Below are 21,233 nucleotides of genomic sequence, written 5' to 3'. Positions count from 1 at the left end.
GTTCGTGTCAAGCGGGTACCGACCACCGCCGCCTCCCGGGGAGACTGGTGCCATGGCCACGCCCCGCACGCTCCTCGCCGCCGCCTTGCTGGCCTGCGGCGCCGCCGCCGCCCTCACCGGCTGCACCCCCGCCGACTCCGGCTCCACGGTGGCCGCCGCCTCGGCCGCCGCCCTGGCCGACGAGGGCCCGGACGACCTGCTGGAGGAGGACGACCTCTTCTACGAGGAGGACGAGGAGTCCTACTCCGCCACGGACGACCCGTCCGTGCCCTCCGTCACCGCCGAAGCCTCCGTTTCCGCCGCGGCTTCCGCCTCCGCCTCCGTCGAGCCTTCCGTGGAGCCCTTCGCCGGGCCTCCCGCCGAGCCCTCGGCCGGCCCCGGGTGCGCCACCCCCATCGCGCGCCCCGGTCACGAGATCTTCCTCGTCGTCGCCGCCGGCCCGGCCGAACTCACCGCCCGGCCCGCCCGGTTCAGCTGCGGCTCCGCCCGCTACGAGCCGGCCGGCAGCCCCGTCCACTACGGCTTCGCGGGCGCCGGCGTGGCCGCGACCCTGGTCGACGGCCCGCACGACGACCCGACCCGGACCGTCCCCCTCGACGAGCTGATCGCCCACATCGACGACTGCCTGGCCGAGCGCGAGCCGGCCGACCCGTACGGCTGCCACGGCAATGCCTACGACGTGGTGCTGGACTCCCACGGCCGGATCATGCGGATCGGCGAGGTCGACGGCCCCTGACGGGCCCCTGACGTCCGCTGACGTTCGCTGACGTCCGCTGACGTCCGCTGACGTCCGCTCGGCAGCTGCCCGGCGGCTGCCCGGCGGCTGCCCGGCGCGCGCATACGGTGTAAGAACGGCTCTCAACTGTTGGCATTCGGCTGTGCTACGCGCATCGACCGGCCGTCCGCTGGGGGCTTTTGACGTTCGCTACGTCCGTGGGGGCCTTCCTTGGGACGGGTCTTACCTTCTCCGTCGTTGACCCGGTTTCGGCGGCGGTGCTTTGCTTCCGGCCGTCGGCGGTAACCGGATCCCGATCCCCGCACCACCGACGGTTCATGGCGAACCGTCGGCACCTCCGCGCTGCCGCCGCCCCCATTTGTCCCCCACAGTGCCGCCGCGCCGTACCCGGGCGCGCCCGGCACCAGAGAGGAACCCTCACGATGGGCATCTCCCCCACCTCCCGCCGGATGCGGCTGCGGGCCCTGACCGGGCTCAGCGCCCTGGCGCTGGCCGCCGCCGGCTTCGCCGCCGCCCCGGCGGCCCAGGCCGCCCAGGACAACCGGCCGGCCGGCGAGTTCGCCGGACAGCCCCACCCCTACCGGCACGGCGCGCACCCGACCAAGGAGGCCGGGAACGCGGCCAAGCCGGCGAGCAACAACCTGAGCTACGGCGGCGGTGTCGACGGCATCGGCGTCACCACCGGCGCGCCGAAGGTCTACCTGGTCTTCTGGGGCACCCAGTGGGGCACCCAGGGCACCAACTCCAGCGGCTACACCACCCTGACCGGCGACCCGAAGGGCGAGGCCGTCCGGGCGCAGCAGCTGTTCAAGGGCCTCGGCACCAACAGCGAGACCTGGTCCGGCGTCATGACGCAGTACTGCGAGGGCGTCGCCGCGGGCGCGACCAGCTGCCCGTCCGGCTCCGCGCACGTCGGCTACCCGACCGGCGGCGCGCTGGCCGGCGTCTGGGTCGACGAGTCCGCCGCCGCCCCCGGCCAGGCCACCGGCCACCAGCTGGCCGCCGAGGCGGTCAAGGCCGCCGGCCACTTCGGCAACACCACCGCCGCCTCCAACCGCAACGTGCAGTACGTGGTGCTGTCGCCGACCGGCACCCACCCGGACGGCTTCAACACCCCGAACGGAGGCTTCTGCGCCTGGCACGACTGGAACGGCGACACCACCCTGACCGGTGGCGCCGCCTCCTCCCCCTACGGTGACGTGGCGTTCACCAACGACCCGTACGTGACCGACATGGGCAGCTCCTGCGGCCAGAACTACGTCAACAGCGGCAGCGCGGGCACCCTGGACGGCGTGACCATCGTCTACGGCCACGAGTACTCGGAGACCATCACCGACCAGAACCCGGCGGGCGGCTGGACCGACTCGACCGGGTACGAGAACGCCGACAAGTGCTCCTGGAACGGCGTCGGCGGTACGGGCGGCGCGCAGAACGTGAGCTTCGCGACGGGTTCCTTCGCGATGCAGGGCACCTGGTCGAACGGGGTCAACGGCTGCCAGGTCTCGCACGCGATCGTGCACTGACGACCGGGCGGGGGTGGGACCTCGCCCAGCGCCGGAGCGGGCCGTGCGGGCCCGCTCCGGCGCACTTCCGCGTGCCGGGGCCACGGGGACGGGGTCACGGGGCTCACGGGGCTGCGGGTCACAGGGCTGCGGGGCTACGGTGCGACCAGCCCGAACTCGTAGGCCTGGATGACCAGGTGGACCCGGTCGCGGGCGTCGAGCTTGGTGAACAGCCGGGCGACGTGCGCCTTGGCGGTGGCCACGCTGATGGTGAGCTCCGCGGCGATCTCGGCGTTGGACAGGCCCCGGCCGACCAGGACGAGCACCTCGCGCTCGCGCTCGGTGACGGCCTCGGCGACGGGCCGGCGGGGCCGGGCCGCGGCGGCCTCCGCGTCCGGGCGGGCGGCGAACTCGCCGATCAGCCGGCGGGTGATGCCGGGGGCGAGCAGGGCGTCCCCGGCGGCGACCACCCGGATGCCGTCCAGGATGGTCTCCAGGGCGAGGTCCTTGACCAGGAAGCCGCTGGCCCCGGCCCGCAGCGCGCCGTAGACGTAGTCGTCGTCGTCGAAGGTGGTGAGGACGAGGACGTGGGTGGGCAGGTCCGGGTCGGCGGTGATCCGGCGGGTGGCCTCGATGCCGTCCGTGCCGGGCATCCGGATGTCCATCACGGCGACGTCGGGGCGCAGCCGGGCGACCAGCTCGACGGCCTCGGCGCCGTCGCCGGCCTCGCCGACCACCTCCAGGTCGGGGGCGTCGGCGATCAGCACTCGCAGGCCGGTGCGGATGAGCGGCTGGTCGTCGACCAGGACGACGCGGATCACGGTCCCACCTCCACGGGGGTCTCGACGGCGGTCCTGACGGCGGTCCCGGCAGGGGTCCCGACGGGCGTCCCGACGGCGGGCTCGACAGGGGTCTCGCCGGGGGGCTCCTCGGGGAGCGGCAGTCGGGCGGCGACCAGGAAGCCGCCCTCGGGGCGCGGGCCTGCGCTGAACTCGCCGTGCAGCAGGGCGACCCGCTCCCGCATGCCGGCCAGGCCGTAGCCGGTGCCGGGGGCGCCGCCCGCCGCTCCGGCGCCCAGGTCGACCACCGTGACGGCGAGTTCCCGCGGACCGTACGCGACGGTGACGTGGCAGTCCCGGGTGCCGGAGTGCTTGACCACGTTGGTGACCGCCTCCTGGACGATCCGGTAGGCGGCGAGGTCGACCTCGGGCTGCAGCGGACCGACCGTACCGTGTCGGGTGAGCGCCACCCGCACCCCGGCGCCCGCCGCCTTCTCCACCAGTCGGTCCAACTCGCCCAGCCCGGGCGCCACTTCGAGCGGGGCGGACTCGCCCTCGCTCTGCCGCAGCGCGCCGAGCATCCGGCGCAGGCCGGCCAGGGTCTCCCGGCTGGTGGCCTCGATCGCCTCCAGCGCCTTGCGGGTCTCGGCGGGCTGGGTGTCCATGACCCGGCTGCCCATGCCGGCCTGGATCGCGATGATGCCGATGCTGTGGGCGACCATGTCGTGCAGCTCGCGGGCGATCCTCAGCCGTTCGGCGGTGATGGCCTGCTCGGAGGCCCGGCCGCGCAGCGCCTCGGTGTGGACGCGGCCCTGGTGCACGGTGTTGCCGATCAGCCAGGCGATCAGCACGGTGGCGGCGAAGCCCCCGTAGGCGAGCGGGTTGACGGGGTAGTCGTTGACGGCGCCCCAGATCAGCAGCCCGGCGAGCGTGGCGAGCGGCAACGCCAGCGCGGTGAGCGAGACCCGGCGGGAGCGGGTGGCCGCACAGTAGCCGACCACCGCGTCGGCGATCAGGAACTGGAGCGGCGCCGCCTCCGGGACGCCCCACATCCCGAGCGCGAACATCCCGCCCCCGAGCGCCACCACGACGGCGAGCAGCGGCAACCGGACCAGCAGCGCCGCGACCAGGGTGGTGACCACCGCGGTGACCACCATCGGCATGTCCTCGGGGTTGCCGTGGTAGTTCAACAGGTGGCGCAGCTCGTCCTCGCGGGTGAGGAACCGGAACCCCACCAGGGCCGTCCACAGCGCCGCGACCCACACGCCCGCGGGCAGACGCCTGAGCAGCGGCGGACGAGGTTCGGTGATCATGGCGCGATGGTATCGGCGGCCCGGCCGGCGGCGCATTGGCCCGGGGGCGTAATCCCCGGGGCCAGTACGGCGACCCGCGGTTGTGGCCCGCCGCCCGATGCCCGGGACGGGGGCCGACCGGCAGCGTTGTCCCCGTGATCGAGATCGAGCGACTGACCAAGCGGTACGGCGCCACCACGGCCGTCGACCAACTGACCTTCACCGTCCGGCCGGGCACCGTGACCGGCTTCCTCGGGCCCAACGGCGCGGGCAAGTCCACCACGCTGCGGATGATCCTGGGCCTCAACACCCCCACCGCGGGCACCGCCACCGTGGCCGGCGTGCCCTTCGCCGGCCGGCCGCGCGGACTGCGGCACGTCGGCGCGCTGCTGGACGCGGGCGACGTGCACGGCGGGCGCAGCGCCCGGGCCCACCTGTCGGCGCTGGCCCGCAGCAACCGCATCCCGCTCGGGCGGGTGGACGAGGTGCTGGCGGAGGTCGGCCTCGGCAAGGCGGCCGGGCGGCGGATCGGCGGCTACTCGCTGGGCATGAAGCAGCGTCTGGGCATCGCCGGCGCGCTGCTCGGCGACCCGCCGGTACTGCTGTTCGACGAGCCGCTGAACGGGCTGGACCCGGAGGGCGTGCTCTGGGTGCGCGGGCTGTTCCGGCGGCTCGCGGACGAGGGCCGCACGGTGTTCGTCTCCAGCCACATGATGGCGGAGATGGAGCACACCGCGGACCGGCTGGTGGTGATCGGGCGCGGGCGGCTGATCGCGGACGAGAGCCTCGCCGAGTTCTCGGCCCGCAACGCGGTCTCCTCGGTGGCCGTCCGGGCGCCCGAACTCTCCGCGCTGGCCGAGGCCCTGCGCGCCGAGGGGGCCGAGGTGCGACTGGCGGAGCCGCAGCTCGGGATCGTCACGGGGATGCCGGCCGCGCGGATCAGCGAACTCGCGCTGCGCCACGGCGTGGTGCTGCACGAACTGGCCGCCCGGACGTCGTCGCTGGAGTCGGCGTTCATGTCCCTGACCGCCGACAGTGTCGAGTACCCGGCTGGAGAGGCCCGATGACCACCGCGACCCTGGGTTCCACCGTCGAACCCGCACCCCGGTTCCTGGACCTGCTCGCCGCCGAGTGGATCAAACTGCGCTCGCTGCGCTCCACCTACTGGGTGCTGGCGCTGGCCTCGCTGGTGGCGATCGCGGTCAACGTGAACGCCGTCCACACCGACCTGCCGTACATCGACCACCCGCCGCCGCGGATGCCCGGCCAGTCGCCGTACACCTACGACCCGCTGTTCCACGGCCTCGGCAGCATCGCGAGCGACCTGATGGCGGTCGCGGCCGGCAGCCTCGGGGCGATCACCGTGTTCGGCGAGTACACCACCGGACTGATCCGCACTACCTTCGCCGCCGTGCCGGACCGCCGGGGCGTGATCGCGGCCAAGGTGCTGCTGATCGGCGGGATCACCGCGCTCGCCGGGCTCGTGGTGTCGGCGGTCTCCTTCTGCACCGTCAACGCGATGCTGGCCTCCCGGCACGTCGGGCTCTCCCTCACCGACGAGGGCTGCCTGCGGGCCGTGCTCGGCTACGCGGCGATCGTGCCGGTCTGCGCGCTGATCGGGATGGCGCTGGGCGCGCTGCTGCGGCACGCCACCGCCTCGATCGTCTCGCTGGTGATGCTGATGTTCATCCTGCCGATGATGTTCGGCGGGGACCGCTACCGGTGGCTGAAGGAGATCGGCACCCACCTGCCCCTGGCCACCGTGCAGCGGCTCACCATCACCCCGCACTCCACGACCACGATGGGGAAGTACGCGCCGAGCGTGCTCGACTCGTGGATCACCATGGGGCTGTGGGGCCTGGCCGCGCTGGTGGCGACGATGCTCGTGGTGCGACGCCGGGACGTGTGAGGTCCCGCGCTATCCCAGGCCGAGGCGCCGCGCGGTCGCGGCGGGCAGCCGGTACGGGCGCTCGGGCGGCAGCAGCCGCTGCGCCTTCGCCGGCTGCCCGTCGCGGACCAGCGCGGCGATCCGCCGCACCTGCGGGGTGAGGTCGGTGAGTCCGACGACCCACTCCTCGGCGTAGCTGCGGATCAGCGAGCGGCCGATGCCCACCTGGATGCTGTAGTGGTTCAGCGCCGCCCCGCGCAGCGACCGCTCCGGGTCCCACTGCACGTGGACCTCGGCGCGGGCCACCTCGTCCGGGTGCGCGGTGGTCAGGACGGCGCGGGCGAGCGCCTCCTCCCAGCCCTCCCGGGTGATCCGGACCGCCAGCACCCTGGTCTGTCCGGCCTTCTGCGCCCAGTTGCTGCGGTGCATCAGCCAGCGGAACGAGGGCTTGATCCACGTCATCCGGTGGAAGCCGAAGGGCGCCGTGAACCGGCCCGCCGCCAGCGCCGCGTCGGCGACGGCCGGCGGGTACGCCTGGTAGAGCACGATCGTCCGCGCGTCATGGTCGGCGCGGATCTCGCGCAGTGCGGTCATCCCGCGGCACCCCCTTCGCCCCCGGCGTCCCCTCCGCCCCCGGCACGCTCCTCGCCCCCGGCACTCCCCGGCACGCTGCCAGCGCGGGCCCGTCCGGCGCAACGGGATTACCGGACGGGGCCGCGGCCTCCTCGGACCGTGGCCTCCTCGGACCGTGGCCCCGTGACACCCGGCTCGGGCCGTGCGACCTCCCTCAGGCCGCGGCGGCCTTGGCGCGGAAGGCGCCGAGGGTGGCGGCCGGGACGCCGCAGCCGGGGAGGAAGGAGGCCGCGCCGCCGTGGTGGGCGCGGACGCGGTCGAGGAAGACGGACATGGCCTCGGCCGGGGCCTCCAGGAGGGGCGCGGGAATCGTGAGGTTGTGGCCCCGGGAGTCGGTGACGCGGGAGGTGGTGCGGTCGTTGAGGGCGGTGCGGTGGCGTTCGGCGAGGCCGGCGAAGATCTGCGGGAGGGCGTCGGCGGTGCGGGTGTAGTCGGCGACGATGTGCTCGGCGGGGACGTCGAGGAGGTCCAGCAGGAGGGCGGTCAGCAGGCCGGTGCGGTCCTTGCCGGCGGCGCAGTGCAGCAGGACGGCGCCGGGGCGGACGGTGGCGTCGACGGCGGCGGCCACCGCCTCGGGCGCGGACTCGGCCAGCAGGACGTAGAAGTCGCCCAGGTCGGCGGCCGTGGCCATGGTGCTCATCCGCGCGGTGAGGGCGTCGGTGGCGGGGTTCACCGGGGCGGCGACGACGGATATCCCAGCGGCCGCGGCGGCGGCCCAGTCCTCGGGGTCGGTCTCGCGCGGGTCCCGCAGATCCACGATGGTGCGGATGTCGCAGGCGCGCAGCTGGGCGACGGTGGCCTCGTCGGCGGCCGGGAACGGCTGGGCGGAGCGGTACAGCACACCGGGACGGACCCGCCGGCCCTCGGGGTCGCCGAGGACGGCGGCGTCACGGAAGTTCACCAGGGACATGCAGGAGGCCTTTCGGTGGAGCCGTACCCGGGACGGGACGGGGAAGATCCGGAGCGGAGACATCTAGACGTCTAGATGTGTAACCCGTTCCGGGGTCGCCGGGCAAGCCTCGATCGGTGCATCCCTCCATCCCACTCCCCTCGGCGGGGCACGGCGACCCGGGCGGTGGGCCACGGCGACTCGGGCGGCGGAAGCGGGCCCGGGCGGGGCACGGGCGGCGGAAGCGAGCCCGGGCGGGGCACGGGCGGCGGAAGCGAGCCCGGGCGGGGCACGGGCGGCGGAAGCGAGCCCGGGCGGGGCGCGGGCGGCGCGGACCGACCCCGGCGGCGCGGGCGGGCTCCGTAGGATCGGGCCCGTGGCGACGAACCCCCCGAGCTCCCCGAACACCCCGGTGTACCGCCGCCTGGCCCGCCGGATCCAGGAGCGCGTCGACGCCGGCGCCTACCCGGCCGGCACCCGGCTGCCCAGCGAGTCCGAGCTGAGCGCCGAGTTCGGCGTGAACCGGCTGACCGTGCGGCAGGCGGTGGCGGAGCTGGAGCGGGCGGCCGTGGTGGAGATCCGCCGGGGCGTGGGCACCTTCGTCCGCCCGCCGGCCGTCCGGGTGTCGATCGCCGTGGACCCGCGCAGCCAGCGCTTCGACCTCGGCAGCGTGCCCACCGCACTGCCGAACGAGGAGCGCACCGACGGCGAGTTCGTGGTGGCCGCTCCGCCCGTCACGGGCTCGCCGCAGGACGCGGAGGCGGCCCGGCAGCTGGGCCGCAGCCCGGCGGAGCTGTCCCGGGTGGACTCGGTGATCCGGCTGGGCGGGCGGGCCCGGGCGGCGTGCAGCTACTGGGTGCCGTTCGGCCCGCTGCCCGCCGAGCTGGTCCGGCCGGGCCGCTCCGGGAACCTGGTGCCGGACCTGGCGCGGGCCGCCGGGGTGGAGCTGGAGTACGACTGGCGGGCCTTCGGCGCCGTCGGCGCGGACCTCGCCGACGCCGAGCTACTGGGCGTCCCGCCGGGCACCGCGCTGCTGGTGCGCGAGGGCGTCAGCTGCACCCCGGACGGCGCCCCGGTGCTGTACGTGCGGCGGCGGATCGACGGCAGCAGCGCGCGCTTCGTCCTGCACTTCCGCGACCGGTAGCGAGGGCCGCCTCGCCCGCCCCCGGCCGGAGCGCCCCTGATAAATTCAGCGCCGAAACACCAGGCCGTACGGGGGCGGGCAGAGCACGGTGATCGAGGAGATCGACTACGACATACCCGGCGAGCTGGCCGAGGTCTACCTCGTCCTGCTCGCCGACGTCTCCCGCACCGGCCGGCTGCCGCGCCGCGAGGAGCTGGAGCGCCTGCGCAAGCTCGGCGAGCACTGCGCCGAGGCCGGGTACGGGCTGCGCGAGGTGGTGACGCAGTGTCTGGCCGCGGCCCGGCGGGCCTGGCAGACCCTGCCCGGGACGGCCGCCGCGAGCAGCGTCACCGAGCTGCGCCGCACGGGCGACGCGGTGCTCGCCGCCACCGACGCCGCGCTGGGCGCGCTGGGCGAGGGCCATGAGCGGGCCCAGCGCCTGGCCGTCCGCCAGGAGGAGGCGGCCCGCCGGGAGTTCATCGACGACCTGCTGTTCGGCCGCAGCGACCTCGGGCTGCTGGCCGAGCGCGCTGAGCGGTTCGGGCTGCGGCTGGCGGGCTCGTACACGGTGGCGGTCGCGGTGGGCGAAGAGCCGTTCGCGGACGTCCATCCGCTGGTGCACCGGGTGGAGCGGGAGCTGGCCGGGCGGTTCGGCGAGCGGGACGTGCTGCTGGCCAGCAAGGACGGCCGGCTGGTGTGCATCGCCCCGGACTCCGAACGGGCCGTGCTGGAGGCCTTCTCCGAGCTGACGCTGCGCCCCGGCCCCGGCTACCGCCCGGTGCGGCGGGTGGCCACCGGCCGCCGGCACTCGGGGCCGAGCGGGGTGCTGCGCAGCTACGAGGAGGCGTTGGACGCGCTGGACTACGCGCAGCGGCTGGACCTGCCGGCCCGGCAGCTGCGGGCCGAGGAGCTGTTGGTCTTCCCGGTGCTGATGCGCGACCGGGCCGCCATGGCCGACCTGGTGCGCAGCGTGCTCGGCCCGCTGACCGAGGCGCGCGGCGGCGCCCGTCCGCTGCTGGACACCATCGCGGTGCAGGCGGAGGCCGCGTACGTGAACGCGGAGGCGGCGCGCCGGCTGGGCCTGAGCGTGCGCACGTTGGGCTACCGGCTGGAGCGGATCAAGGTGCTCACCGGGTACGACCCGGCGGACGCGCTCCAGCGCTTCACCCTGGAAACGGCGGCGATGGGTGCGCGGCTGCTGAACTGGCCGGAACAACCGCTGTAGTACGCGGTACGACGGCTGTAGTGCGCGGCACCACGGCTGCAGTGCACCGCGCCACCGCTGCGGTACGCGGCACGACGGCTGCAGCACGCGGAACCACAGCTGTAGTGCGCGATACGACCGCCACAGTCCCGCCACGGTAGTCCCGCCGCCCCAAACCCGCGGGGCGCCGCCGGAACCGTCCGGCGGCCGTCCTGTTGCCGAGCTGTTGCAGTGTCACGCGGGCCGTGCGTACCAGGGTGTCAAGAGGGCGTAAAGATTGCCGGATCCTGGCAATGTGCGGGAGGCCGCGGCACTGTCATGATCTCCCCGGCGCCGAAGCGCGGCGCCGGCGGGAAGGCGGGGGGGCGTGGCCGGGATGGGGGGATTCTTCGCGGCCGCGCTGGCCTTCCCGACGGCGCTGTTCAGCTTCGCGCTGGTGGTGGTGGTCGGGTACTGGTTGCTGATGCTGTTCGGCGGCCTGGTTCCGGGCGCCGTGCACGGGGGGCACGGCGGCGGGCACCAGGTGGACGTCGGACACGCGGGGCACCACCTGGGTGCCGGGCACGGGGGGCACGCCGGGCACCTCGGACACGGGGGGCACAGTGCCGGGGGGCACGGCGCCGACGACGGGTCCGGCCGGCAGGGCACCGGCCACCACACGGGCGTGCTGGACGCGCTGGGGCTGGGCGGGGTGCCCGTGACGGTGGCGGTGTCGCTGCTGGTCGCGCTCGCCTGGTTCGTCAGCCTGGCCGGCACCGTCCTCACGTCGGGGGCACCGGCGCGCGGCGGCGTGTTCGCCGTCGCGCTGGTCGCCTCCTGGGCGGGCACCCGGGTGCTCGTCCGGCCGCTGTCGCGGCTGTTCCCGCAGGACCGGCCGGTCACCCGGGGGGACTTCGTCGGCCGGGTCTGCGTGATCCGGACCGGCCGGGTGACGGCCGACTTCGGGCAGGCCGAGGTCACCGCGGAGGACGGCTCCACCGCGACCGTCCAGGTCCGTACGGCGACGCCCGAACCGGCCCTGACCGCCGGGCGGACCGCCCTGATCTTCGACTACGACGCCGAGGGCGAGCACTTCCTGGTGGCGCCCTTCGACCCGCCGCCCGTTCACTGACGCCTGCCCACTGACGCCTGTCCACTGACGCTGCGTCACGCATTCTCGCCCACCCCCACCGCACTTCCCTTCGCACCAACTCGCCATCGTCAAAGGACTCCGTGATGGACACCATCGCCGTGGGTTTCGGCGTGCTCGTCGCCGTCGTGCTGCTCATCGTGCTCGCCATGCTGCTGTTCGTGGGCCGTCTGTTCCAGAAGGTCGAGCAGGGCAAGGCACTGATCGTCTCCCGGACGAAGAAGGTGGATGTGACCTTCACCGGCGCGATCGTCCTCCCGGTGCTCCACAAGGCCGAGTTGATGGACATCACCGCGAAGACGGTGGAGATCCACCGGGCCGGCCGGGACGGCCTGATCTGCCGGGACAACATCCGCGCGGACATCCGGATCTCGTTCTTCGTCCGGGTCAACAAGACCGTCGAGGACGTCATCAAGGTCGCGCAGTCGATCGGCACCGCCCGGGCCAGCGACCCGCAGGCGATCCAGGAGTTCTTCGCCGTCAAGTTCGCCGAGGCGCTCAAGACCGTCGGCAAGCAGCTGGACTTCACCGACCTGTACACCCACCGGCACGAGTTCCGGGACCAGATCATCGCGGTCATCGGCACCGACCTCAACGGCTACACCCTTGAGGACGCGGCCATCGACCACCTGGAACAGACCCCGATGAGCCAGCTGGACTCCGACAACATCCTGGACGCCCAGGGCATCCGCAAGATCACCGAGCTGACGGCGATCGAGCACGTGCGCACCAACGAGTACCAGCGCAACGAGCAGAAGGAGATCACCCGGCAGAACGTGGACGCCCGGGAGGCCGTCCTGGAGCTGGAGCGCCGGCAGGCCGACGCCGAGATCCGCCAGCGCCGCGAGATCGAGACCCTGCGGGCCAAGGAGGACGCGGTGATCGCCCGGGTGCAGGAGGAGGAGCGGCTCAACGCCCAGACCGCCTTCCTGCGCACCGAGGAGCTGCTCGGGGTGCAGCGGGAGAACCAGGCCCGCGAGGTCGCGGTGGCGCAGAAGAACCGCGAGCGGGTGATCGCGGTGGAGAACGAGCGGATCGAGAAGGACCGCCTGCTGGAGGTCGTCGGCCGCGAGCGGGAGACCCAGCTCGCCACGATCGCCAAGGAGAAGGAGGTCGAGTCCGCCAAGCGCGAGGTCGCCGACGTGGTCCGCGAGCGGGTCGCGGTGGACCGCACCGTCGCCGAGCAGGAGGAGGCCGTCAAGACGCTGCGCGCCACCGAGGAGGCCGAGCGGGTCCGCAAGGCCGTCGTGATCCAGGCCGAGGCCGAGGCGCAGGAGAAGCTCGTCAAGGACATCAAGGCCGCCGAGGCCGCCGAGCAGGCCGCCTCGCACAAGGCCCGCGAGGCGCTGGTGCTGGCCGAGGCCCGGCAGCGGGCCGCCGAGCTGGACGCGGCCGCCAAGATCCGGATGGCCGAGGGCATCCGGGCGGAGGCCGCCGCCGAGGGCCTGGCCCGGGTCCAGGTCCGCGAGCAGGAGGCCGCGGCGGTGGAGAAGGTCGGCCGTGCCGAGGCCGTCGTCCAGGTCGAGAAGGCCAAGGCCGCCGCGCTGGAGGTCGGGGGCAGGCTGAAGGCCGAGGCCGAGGGCCTGACCGAGAAGGCGGCGGCGATGGCCAAGCTGGACGAGGCCTCGCGCGGGCACGAGGAGTACCGTCTGCGGCTGGCCGCCGAGAAGGACGTCCGGCTGGCCGGGCTGGACGCCCAGCGGCAGATCGCCGAGGCCCAGGCGGCGCTGGTCGCGGCCGGGCTGGAGAAGGCGAAGATCGACATCGTCGGCGGGGACTCGGTCTTCTTCGACAGGCTGGTGCAGTCGGTGTCGGCCGGCAAGAGCCTGGACGCCTTCGTCGGCCACTCGCAGACCGCGCAGACCCTGGCCGGGCCCTGGCTGGACGGGCGGGCCAGCTTCACCGAGGACCTCACCCGGGTGCTCTCCTCGGTCTCCACGGCGGACGTGCAGAACCTGACGGTCTCCGCCCTGTTGATGAAGCTGATCGGTTCGGGCGCCGGCGACCAGGCCGGGCAGCTGCGCCGGCTGCTGGAGTCGGCGCGGCAGCTGGGCGTCGCGGAGACCCCGCTCGGGGTCCTGGCCGGCGGCCTCGCCTCGGCCAACGGCTCCAAGTGACCCGCTGAGCGACCGGGCGTTCCGGCCCGCCGCCCGAACCGCCGGACCGCCCGGCCCGCCCGAACCGCCGGAACCGCCGGAACCGCCGGAACCGCCCGATCAGACCGATCAGACCGACCAGACCGACCAGACCGAGGAACGTGACCGTGACCGTGGACGCCCTCGACGCCCGGCTCGACGCCGGCACCTACGAGGTCCTGCGCGACCGGCTCGCCCGAGCCGCCGCCGAACTCGCCGACCGGGCCCAGGCGTTGAACGCCCGCCGGGTCGACGAGTTCGGCGGCGGGGAGCTGCGGCTGGCCGGCACCGGGCGGCTCACCACCGACCGGGCCTGCCTGCCGCAGGACCTCACCACCGCCGGCGGGCTGCTGCTGCTCGCCACCCGGCCGACCGAATCCGCCGACGGCGCCGGGGACTTCACCGACGTCCTCGGCCTGCACCACCCCGACCTCTCCCCCGCGCCCGCCGAGGGCACCCTGCTGGACGACCCGCGACTGCGCCAGGACCTCGCCGATCTGCGGCGCTACTTCCGCGACGCCCGGTTGGAGCGGCTGCGCGCGGTCGACGGCCGGCTGCTCGCCGTCTTCCGCACCGGCCCCGCCGCCACCGACGTCCGGGTGCTGCGCTGGCGCCTGGACGGCGGCTCCGCCGACGACGCCCAGCCGTCCTACCTGGACGGGCGGGGCGAGCGCGACCACGTCCCCGCCGACGGGCAGCAGCTGCCCTGGACCGCCGTCACCCGGGACGACCAGCTGCCCGCCGGCCCCGGCCGCCCGCCCCGCGCGGACCTGGCCGGCGAACTGCTGATCGGCGTCGACGGCGGCCGGCTGACCATCACCGCCCCGGACGGCCGGGAGCTGCACCGCGAACCGCTGGCCGAGGCCCTGCAGACCCTCGCCGACGCCCGGATCGCCCACGCCCGGCTCGGCACCCTGCTGCTGGTGCGGGTGCGCCCGTACCAGGAGGAGACCGACCGGCACCTGGTGGTCCACCTGCCCACCGGCACCGTCACCCGGATCGACGCGCTCGGCCAGGCCTGCCTGCGGCTGCCCGCCGACCAGGGCGTGGCCTTCCCCGGCGGCTGCCACCTGGTGGACGGCACCGTGCGCGTCTTCGACCAGCCGGTCGACGGCCTGGTGCACGAGCGCACCGTCCTGTCGCCCAACGGCGAGGACGTGCTGTACGAGTTCCGCTCCCCCGCCGACGGCCGCGCCCTGCTCCAGCCGTACAACAGCGTGCGCCAGGAGGCCGCTGCCCCGCTGCCCTGTCAGGGCTACGCGCTGCTCGCCGACGGCACTCTGATCGCGCTGCGCCCGGCCGAGGACGGGCCGACCCGGCTGCACCCCGTCCAGCTCTGGCAGAGCCCGTTCACCAGCGAGCGCTTCGCCGCCGAACAGCCGCCCGGCAGCGGGCCGTTGGCCCGGATCGGCAACGCCGACCTGGTCCGCGGCCTGGCCGACTGCCTGGCCCTGGCCCGGCTGGCCGCGGCCGGCGCCGACACCCCGGCCGGCCACCGGGCCGTCCTCGCCGCCTGCACCCGCACCGCCGACCGGCACCACTGGCTCGGCCAGAGCGGCCTCGGCGACCTCGCCGCGCCGCTCGCCGAGATCCGCGACACGGCCCGGCAGGTCGTCGCCGAGTACGAGGCCGTCGCCCAGCTCACCGCGCACGCCGCCCGGCGGGCCGACGAGACCGCCGAGCACATCGAGGGCCTGCTGCGCACCGCTCGCGGCGAGACCCTGGCCGACGCCGCCGAGTGGGTCGACCGGCTGGCCGGGCTGCGCCGCGCCCAGGGCCGCGTCGAGGCGCTGCGCGACCTGCCGCGCGCCGACGCCGGGCGGATCGACGCGCTCGCCGCGCACCTCGCCGAGGGCTTGGCCCGGGCCGCCGACCGCGCCGTCGTCCAGCTCGCCGAGCCGACCGCCTTCGAGCCGCACCGGCAGCGGGCCGGCGAGCTGGCCGAGCGTTGCGCCGCGATCGCCACCGCCGCCGGGGCCGAACCGCTGGGTCTCGAACTGGCCGCCCAGAGCGAGGCCCTGCAGACCGTCTCGGAGCTGGTCGGCACCCTCGACCTGGCCGACGCCACCACCCGCACCGCCATCCTCGACCGGCTCGCCGACGTGCTCGGGCTGCTCAACCGGGCCCGGTCCGCGCTGACCGTGCGCCGCCGGGAGCTGCGCACCCGCGAGGCCGCCGCCGAGTTCGCCGCCGAGACCGCCCTGCTCGGCCAGGCCACCACCGCCGCGCTCGCCGCCGCCGACACCCCCGAGGCCTGCGACGAGCAGCTCGGTCGGCTGCTGCTGCGGATCGAGCAGTTGGAGACCCGTTTCGCCGACGCCGACCCGGCCCTCGGCGAGCAGCTCACCGCCCGGCGCGCCGAGATCCACGACGCGCTCACCGCCCGCCGCCAGCACCTGCTGGAGGAGCGGGCCCGGCGCGCCGACCGGCTGGTCGCCTCCGCCGGGCGCATCCTCGACACCCTGCACCGCCGGCTGGCCGCGCTGGACACCGCCGAGGAGATCGAGGCGGCCTTCGCCGCCGACCCGACCGCCGTCAAACTCCGCGACCTGGCGGGGCAGTTGACCGAGCTCGGCGACCGGGTCCGGGCCGAGGAGCTGACCGGACGGCTGCGCGCGGCGCGCGGCCGCGCCCAGCGGGCCCTGCGCGACCGCGCCGAACTCGCCGGGGACGGCCCCGGCACCCTGCGGCTGGGCCGCCACCTGTTCGCCGTCACCACCCGGCGGCCCGAACTCGCCCTGGTCCCCTGGCGCGGACGCCCCGCCTTCACGCTCACCGGCACCGACTACCGCTCCCCCGTCACCGACCCGGCCTTCGCCGCCACCGAGCGGTACTGGGACCGCCCGCTGCCCTCGGAGACCCCCCAGCTGTACCGCGCCGAGTACCTGGCGGCGAGCCTGCTGCCGGCCGCCGAGGCGGGGGCGCCGCGCACCGACGGCGAGCTGCTGGAGTACGTCCGGCGGGCCGCCGAGCAGCGCCCGGACGAGGGCTACCAGCGCGGCGTGCACGACCACGACGCCGCGCTGCTGCTCCGCGCCCTGCTCCGGCTCGGCACCGGGGCCGGGCTGTTGCGCCACCCGGCGGGCGCCCGGGCGGCCGCCCAGCTGTACTGGGCGCACGGCGCCGACGAGCGGCAGCGGCTGCTCTGGCACACCCGGGCCCGCTCGCTGGGCCTCGCCCGGGACGCCTTCGGCGGCGCCCCGGCACCGGCCGCGCTGGCGGCGCTGACCGCGCTGGAGGCCGAACTCTCCGCGGCCGTCTCGGAGTTCGTTCCGGGGGAGGAACCCTCCGGCCCCTACCTGGTGGCCGAACTGGCCGCCGCCGCACCCAGTTTCGCCCATTCCCCGGGCGCCTCCGCGCTGGTCGACAAGTTCCGCGCGGCACCCGAGTCGGCCGGCCTCACCGAGGCGCTGGCCGCGCTGCCCGAGGAGCCCGGGCTGCTGCCGGTACGGCGCCAACTGGCCACCGCCTGGCTGGAGTCGGGAGCGGCCGACGCCGACCCGGGCGACCTCGCCGAAGCGGCCGCCGTCCTGCTCTGCCCGTCGCTGCCGCGCCGGCCCGCCGAGGGGGCCGTGGGCGCCCGGATCACCGGACTGCTCGGCGACCACCCGCGGCTCGCGGGCGGGGCGCTCGACCTACGGCTGGACGAACTGCTCGCCAGGGTAAGGGATTTCGAGCAGGTCGAGGTGCCCGGCCACCGGGCCTACCAGCGACTGCGGGGCGAACTGCTGGCCGCCGAGCACGCCCGGCTGCGGCTGGACCAGTACCGGCCCGCCCCGCTCAACGGCTTCGTCCGCAACCGGCTGATCGACCAGGTGTACCTGCCGCTGGTCGGCGACAACCTCGCCAAGCAGCTCGGCACGGCCGCCGCCGGCGGGCCGGTCGACCGCAGCGGCCTGCTGCTGCTGGTCTCCCCGCCCGGCTACGGCAAGACCACCCTGGTCGAGTACCTCGCCGAGCGGCTCGGGCTGCTGCTGGTCTCCGTCAGCGGCCCCGCGCTCGGCCACCGGGTCACCTCGCTGGACCCGGCGGAGGCCCCCGACGCCACCTCCCGGCGCGAGGTCGAGAAGCTCAACTTCGCCCTGCACGCGGGCGACAACGTGCTGCTCTACCTGGACGACGTCCAGCACACCTCGCCCGAGTTCCTCCAGCGCTTCATCCCGCTGTGCGACGCCCAGCGCCGGATCGACGGCGTGTGGGACGGCGAGGCCCGCGAGTGGGACCTGCGCGGCAAGCGCTTCGCCGTGGTCATGGCCGCCAACCCGTACACCGAGTCGGGCCGCCTCTTCCGGCTGCCCGACATGCTCGCCAACCGCGCCGACGTGTGGAACCTCGGCGACGCCGTCGCCGGGCGCGAGGACCTCTTCGCGCTCAGCTTCGTCGAGAACGCCCTGCCGGCCGGCCCCCACCTGGCCCCGCTCGCCACCGCCGAGCGCGCCGACCTCGACACCCTGCTCGCCCGCGCCGGCGGCGTGCCCGGCGGCACCCTGGCCGGTGCCTGGCCCGCCGCCGAGGTCGAGCGGATGACCGCCGTCCTGGCCGGTCTGCTCCACCTGCGCTCCACCGTCCTGGCCGTCAACCGCGCCTACCTGGCCTCCGCCGCCCAGGACGACCGGACCCGCACCGAGCCCCCCTTCCTGCTCCAGGGCTCCTACCGCAACATGGCCAAGCTCGCCCAGCGCCTCGACCCCGCCCTCACCCGCCCCGAACTGGACGCCCTGCTCACCGACCACTACCGGGCCGAGGCCCAGCCCCTGGGCGCCGAGGCCGAGGCCCAGCTCCTCAAGCTCGCCGAGCTCCGCGGCACCCTGACGCCCGAGCAGGCGGCCCGCTGGGCGGAGCTGAAGCGGTCCTGGCAGGAGCGCGGGCGTGCCGCCGAACGTCCTTGACCTGAAGGGCGCTTGAGGTCCTGGCCTCGGCCGCATGGGCTACTTCACCGAACGCGAGCGCGGCTGTCTCACCGGCCAACCGCTGGCCCGTCCGGCCACCCTCGGCCCGGACGGCTCCCCGCAGGTCCGGCCGGTGGGCTTCCGGCTCAACGACGACGGCACCATCGACATCGGCGGGCCGGACAACGCCCGCAGCCGCAAGTACCGCAACGCCCGGGACCGCCCCGAGGTCTCCGTCCTGATCGACGACCTGGCGCCCGCCGACGATCCGGTCGCGGGCGGCTGGGGGCGCGGCGTGGAGATCCGCGGCCGGGCGGAGGTGCTCGCCGTGGACGTCCCGCCGGTTGCGCCCGACCGGTTCAGCCGGGACGTCATCCGGGTGCACCCCCGGCGGATCATCACCTGGAACCTGGAGTCGCCGGGCTCCACCGCCCGGGACGTCGGCTGACCCGGCCGACCCCCGCACCCTCCGCGGCGCCCCCCGCCTCCCCGGCCGGGGGCGCCGCCGTGCCGTGTGCACCAGCCGGCTGTCACGTGTACGCCGGCCGCCGTGCCGTGCGCGCTAGCCGTCGTCCCGCGCGTGCCGGTCCCGGGCCCGCAGGCCGTCCAGGATCAGGTCCGCGAGGCGCTCCGGGAGTTCGGGGCCGATCTCGCGGTGGCCGAGCAGGGCGCGGGCCTGGAGGGGTGCGCTGAGCAGTTCCAGGGCGAGGTCGGCGTCCGTGCCGGCCGGGAGTTCGCCGCGGTCGACGGCGCGCCGGACGACGGCGCCGGCCTGGGCGAGGCGGGAGTCCCAGAAGACCTGCCAGGCCTCGGCGAGGGCCGGGTCCTCGGAGCCGAGGGCGGCCGCGCGGGCCACGGCCCGGCCGAGCGGGGTGGCCAGGTACGCGGCGAGCGCGCGGGCGAAGGCGGTCAGGTCGGTGCGGACGGCCCCGGTGTCGGGGACCGGGATGCCCTCGTCGCTGGCGGTCAGCATGGCGTCCAGCACCAGCTTCTCCCGGCTGCCCCACCGCCGGTACACGGTGGTCTCGTTGACGCCGGCCCGGGCCGCGACATCGGCGATGGTGAGCCGGGCGACGCCCCCTTCGGCCAGCGCCTCCATGGCGGCCGCCAGGACGTCCCGGCGCACCCGGGCGGCCCGGCCGCCCGGACGGCGGCGGATCGGGTCCGGCTCTTCCTCGGTCATGTGTCGATCACCTCGCCACCACCTTAACGCAGGAGCACTTGCATTAAGCGATCCCCCGGCGCATAGTCACTAATGCAAGAGTTCCGGCTTTAAGAGCGACAGGAGGCATCGCCATGTCCTTCACCTGGCCCCTGGACCCGCAGGACCTGTTCGTCGAGCGCTACCCGCAGATGACCCTCGGCCTGCCCGCCGCCGAGGTGGACGCGGTCCGCGCGGCCGTCACCGACATGTGGGCCGACCGGCCCGGCGGCTGGGTGTACGAGTGGTCCGCCCTCGCCGCCCGGCACGCCGGCGCCGGGCGCCACCGCCAGGCCGCCCAGGCGTACGGCTGGGCCAAGTTCCCCTCGCTCGCCGACGCCCCGAAGCGCACCGCGCTGGCCCGCCAGGTCGAGCAGTACCTGCTCGCCTCGCCCGGCTTCCCGGTCGACGTCGAGCGCCGCGCGCTCACCGTCCCCCACCGCGGCGGCGAGGCCGCGGTCCCGGTCCACCTGATGGCCGCGCCCGGCCTGCCCGCCGCCGCCCCGGTGGTGCTGGCCAGCGGCGGGGTGGACTCCTGGAAGACCGACCTGCACGGCATGTGGGAGCAGCTCGCGCTCGCCCTGCCGGTCCGGCTGCTGCTGTTCGACCTCGCGGGCACCGGCGAGACCTCCCACCTGCCGATGACCCCGGACGGCGGCACCGAGGTGATCGAGGGCCTGATCGCCTTCGCCCGTACGCTCGGCGACGGCCGGGTCGGCCACTTCGGCATCTCGATGGGCGGCTACTACTCCGCACGCACCGGGCTGACCGGTGCCGTGGACGCGGCGGTGGTGCTCGGCGGCCCGGTCGAGCACTCCTTCGACCCGGACCGCGGCTTCGACTTCGGCATGGACGGCATCGTGGGCAACGCCCTGGGCTTCGACGCGGCACCGGACCGGGCGGCCCTGGGCCGGGCCTTCGGCTCCTTCGGCCTGCGCCCGCTGCTGGACCGGGACGACCAGGCGCCGATGCTGGTGCTCAACGGCGCCGACGACGTCCACGTCCCGCAGCACGACACCCTGGTGTTCGCCGGCCGCCGCGACACCCGGGTCGAACTGATCCCGGACACCGGGCACTGCGCCATTTCGAGGTTCGACGAGGCGATGGCGCTGATCGTCCCCTGGCTGAGGACCACTCTCCTGGGATAGTCCGACCACCGCACGGGTCCCCCCGTCGGGGTATCCGCGCGTGTCGGCGATCCGGCCGAGTGGATCAGTGCCCCGGGCCCGGCCCCGGACTCCACTCCGGGCCCGCAGCCGGGTTCCACCCCGGGCCCCGCTCGGGGCTCCGCTCAGGGCTCCGGCCCGGGCCGGGCACCGCCGGCCGGTCCCGGGCCGCCGGTGCGGCCAGCGACTCCCAGACGGGATCGGGCAGCCCGGGGACGGCCCGCCCCTCGGCCTGCCAGCGCCGGGCCAGCTCGGCGTAGATGGGCGCTTCCGGGCCGGGTTCCGCCACCGGCCGTTCCGTCACCCACTGCTCCCGCACCGGCGGTTCCGTCGGCACCCGCGGCTCCGTCGTCGCGGGTGGCGACGACGGTTCCGGCGGCCTGTCCGGAATGCCGCGCAGGATCGTTTCCTCACTCGGCTGCCGTTCCGGCACCGGCAGCCACCCGAATCCACTCACACCCACCCAACGCGCCCCGCCCGCACCGGGACACGGTCGGGTCAACCCGGCGCTCCGCAGGTCAACCCCCTGCGGAGCGCCGCCGGGTGGGGCGGGAGTGGGCCCCCCCCCCAAACAGCGCCCCGCGTGGCCAGCCCCATGTACCCGGCCGGCCCCGGTGTTGTTAAGCGCCAGGCCCCCGGGAGACCAGCGAACCCCCCCCCCCCCCCC

17 protein-coding genes are annotated in these 21,233 nt (G+C 75.3%); 11 read left to right on the top strand and 6 right to left on the bottom strand.

Annotated elements, in window-relative coordinates; genetic code table 11:
- The first annotated feature begins 52 nt into the window (after positions 1–52).
- Both ACWGJO_RS25960 and ACWGJO_RS25955 read left to right on the top strand, forming a co-directional pair.
- Entirely contained in the window at positions 53–736 is a 684-nt protein-coding gene (locus ACWGJO_RS25960; RefSeq protein WP_452187294.1) for a hypothetical protein, read from the top strand.
- A 422-nt stretch (positions 737–1,158) separates the two neighbouring features.
- Positions 1,159–2,259 carry a hypothetical protein gene (locus tag ACWGJO_RS25955; RefSeq protein ID WP_380356712.1) on the top strand — a complete coding sequence of 367 codons (1,101 nt, stop codon included), beginning with the start codon at positions 1,159–1,161 and terminating at the stop codon, positions 2,257–2,259.
- Positions 2,260–2,393: 134 nt separating this feature from the next.
- On the opposite strand, the gene ACWGJO_RS25950 is transcribed toward ACWGJO_RS25955, so the two are convergent.
- Together ACWGJO_RS25950 and ACWGJO_RS25945 are read right to left on the bottom strand one after the other, a co-directional pair.
- Entirely contained in the window at positions 2,394–3,059 is a 666-nt protein-coding gene (locus tag ACWGJO_RS25950; protein ID WP_359914785.1) for a response regulator transcription factor, read from the bottom strand.
- Positions 3,056–4,330, bottom strand: a complete 1,275-nt coding sequence (locus tag ACWGJO_RS25945; protein WP_452187291.1) for a sensor histidine kinase — start codon at positions 4,328–4,330, stop codon at positions 3,056–3,058. Before ACWGJO_RS25945 ends, ACWGJO_RS25950 begins: the two co-directional genes overlap by 4 nt.
- Positions 4,331–4,464: 134 nt before the next feature.
- Between ACWGJO_RS25945 and ACWGJO_RS25940 the strand changes: the two genes are divergently transcribed.
- Positions 4,465–5,376 carry an ABC transporter ATP-binding protein gene (locus ACWGJO_RS25940; RefSeq protein WP_452187289.1) on the top strand — a complete coding sequence of 304 codons (912 nt, stop codon included), beginning with the start codon at positions 4,465–4,467 and terminating at the stop codon, positions 5,374–5,376.
- Positions 5,373–6,218: an ABC transporter permease gene (locus ACWGJO_RS25935; RefSeq protein ID WP_452187287.1), complete on the top strand. Its 846-nt coding sequence runs from the start codon at positions 5,373–5,375 to the stop codon at positions 6,216–6,218. The genes ACWGJO_RS25940 and ACWGJO_RS25935 overlap by 4 nt, the downstream gene beginning before the upstream one ends.
- A 9-nt stretch (positions 6,219–6,227) precedes the next feature.
- Here ACWGJO_RS25935 and ACWGJO_RS25930 read toward each other — a convergent pair whose 3' ends face one another.
- Entirely contained in the window at positions 6,228–6,791 is a 564-nt protein-coding gene (locus ACWGJO_RS25930; RefSeq protein WP_359914773.1) for a DUF4291 domain-containing protein, read from the bottom strand.
- 193 nt (positions 6,792–6,984) lie between these two features.
- Positions 6,985–7,740 (bottom strand): tyrosine-protein phosphatase, encoded by a 756-nt coding sequence (locus ACWGJO_RS25925; protein WP_452187284.1) that lies wholly within the window; start codon positions 7,738–7,740, stop codon positions 6,985–6,987.
- Positions 7,741–8,095: 355 nt separating this feature from the next.
- Between ACWGJO_RS25925 and ACWGJO_RS25920 the strand changes: the two genes are divergently transcribed.
- From ACWGJO_RS25920 to ACWGJO_RS25895, 6 genes are all read left to right on the top strand, one after another.
- Complete coding sequence (locus ACWGJO_RS25920) at positions 8,096–8,863, top strand: GntR family transcriptional regulator (protein WP_452187282.1); 768 nt, start codon at positions 8,096–8,098, stop codon at positions 8,861–8,863.
- A gap of 88 nt (positions 8,864–8,951) precedes the next feature.
- Positions 8,952–10,067 carry a PucR family transcriptional regulator gene (locus ACWGJO_RS25915; RefSeq protein ID WP_452187280.1) on the top strand — a complete coding sequence of 372 codons (1,116 nt, stop codon included), beginning with the start codon at positions 8,952–8,954 and terminating at the stop codon, positions 10,065–10,067.
- A 355-nt stretch (positions 10,068–10,422) separates the two neighbouring features.
- Positions 10,423–11,157, top strand: coding sequence for a hypothetical protein (locus tag ACWGJO_RS25910; protein WP_452187317.1), 735 nt, complete (start codon positions 10,423–10,425; stop codon positions 11,155–11,157).
- Positions 11,158–11,261: 104 nt separating this feature from the next.
- Positions 11,262–13,292 (top strand): flotillin family protein, encoded by a 2,031-nt coding sequence (locus ACWGJO_RS25905; protein ID WP_452187278.1) that lies wholly within the window; start codon positions 11,262–11,264, stop codon positions 13,290–13,292.
- A 146-nt stretch (positions 13,293–13,438) separates the two neighbouring features.
- The gene (locus ACWGJO_RS25900; RefSeq protein WP_452187277.1) at positions 13,439–18,199 is read left to right on the top strand and encodes a DNA repair ATPase; all 4,761 of its coding nucleotides are present in this window, start codon (positions 13,439–13,441) and stop codon (positions 18,197–18,199) included.
- A 34-nt stretch (positions 18,200–18,233) separates the two neighbouring features.
- Entirely contained in the window at positions 18,234–18,647 is a 414-nt protein-coding gene (locus ACWGJO_RS25895) for a PPOX class F420-dependent oxidoreductase (protein ID WP_452187275.1), read from the top strand.
- Positions 18,648–18,761: 114 nt separating this feature from the next.
- Here the strand turns inward: ACWGJO_RS25895 and ACWGJO_RS25890 are convergent, their stop codons facing one another.
- Positions 18,762–19,382 (bottom strand): TetR/AcrR family transcriptional regulator, encoded by a 621-nt coding sequence (locus ACWGJO_RS25890; RefSeq protein ID WP_387685510.1) that lies wholly within the window; start codon positions 19,380–19,382, stop codon positions 18,762–18,764.
- Between the two features lie 113 nt (positions 19,383–19,495).
- Here ACWGJO_RS25890 and ACWGJO_RS25885 point away from each other — a divergent pair, with 113 nt between their 5' ends.
- A complete protein-coding gene (locus ACWGJO_RS25885; RefSeq protein WP_452187272.1) occupies positions 19,496–20,548 on the top strand; it encodes an alpha/beta hydrolase in 1,053 nt (350 codons plus the stop codon).
- A 64-nt stretch (positions 20,549–20,612) separates the two neighbouring features.
- On the opposite strand, the gene ACWGJO_RS25880 is transcribed toward ACWGJO_RS25885, so the two are convergent.
- The gene (locus ACWGJO_RS25880; protein ID WP_452187270.1) at positions 20,613–20,903 is read right to left on the bottom strand and encodes a hypothetical protein; all 291 of its coding nucleotides are present in this window, start codon (positions 20,901–20,903) and stop codon (positions 20,613–20,615) included.
- Positions 20,904–21,233 lie beyond the last annotated feature (330 nt).

The sequence above is a fragment of the Kitasatospora sp. NPDC054795 genome, assembly GCF_053611565.1.
Note: the sequence above shows the minus strand (reverse complement) of the source record. Positions and strands in the feature narration are given on the sequence as shown.

Bases quoted from the DNA above. Each gene is read 5' to 3' on its own strand.
- ACWGJO_RS25930 (WP_359914773.1), bottom strand. From the start codon at position 6,791: ATGACCGCACTGCGCGAGATCCGCGCCGACCATGACGCGCGGACGATC.
- ACWGJO_RS25955 (WP_380356712.1), top strand. From the start codon at position 1,159: ATGGGCATCTCCCCCACCTCCCGCCGGATGCGGCTGCGGGCCCTGACC.
- ACWGJO_RS25935 (WP_452187287.1), top strand. From the start codon at position 5,373: ATGACCACCGCGACCCTGGGTTCCACCGTCGAACCCGCACCCCGGTTC.
- ACWGJO_RS25890 (WP_387685510.1), bottom strand. From the start codon at position 19,382: ATGACCGAGGAAGAGCCGGACCCGATCCGCCGCCGTCCGGGCGGCCGG.
- ACWGJO_RS25960 (WP_452187294.1), top strand. From the start codon at position 53: ATGGCCACGCCCCGCACGCTCCTCGCCGCCGCCTTGCTGGCCTGCGGC.
- ACWGJO_RS25895 (WP_452187275.1), top strand. From the start codon at position 18,234: ATGGGCTACTTCACCGAACGCGAGCGCGGCTGTCTCACCGGCCAACCG.
- ACWGJO_RS25925 (WP_452187284.1), bottom strand. From the start codon at position 7,740: ATGTCCCTGGTGAACTTCCGTGACGCCGCCGTCCTCGGCGACCCCGAG.
- ACWGJO_RS25910 (WP_452187317.1), top strand. From the start codon at position 10,423: ATGGGGGGATTCTTCGCGGCCGCGCTGGCCTTCCCGACGGCGCTGTTC.
- ACWGJO_RS25905 (WP_452187278.1), top strand. From the start codon at position 11,262: ATGGACACCATCGCCGTGGGTTTCGGCGTGCTCGTCGCCGTCGTGCTG.
- ACWGJO_RS25885 (WP_452187272.1), top strand. From the start codon at position 19,496: ATGTCCTTCACCTGGCCCCTGGACCCGCAGGACCTGTTCGTCGAGCGC.
- ACWGJO_RS25945 (WP_452187291.1), bottom strand. From the start codon at position 4,330: ATGATCACCGAACCTCGTCCGCCGCTGCTCAGGCGTCTGCCCGCGGGC.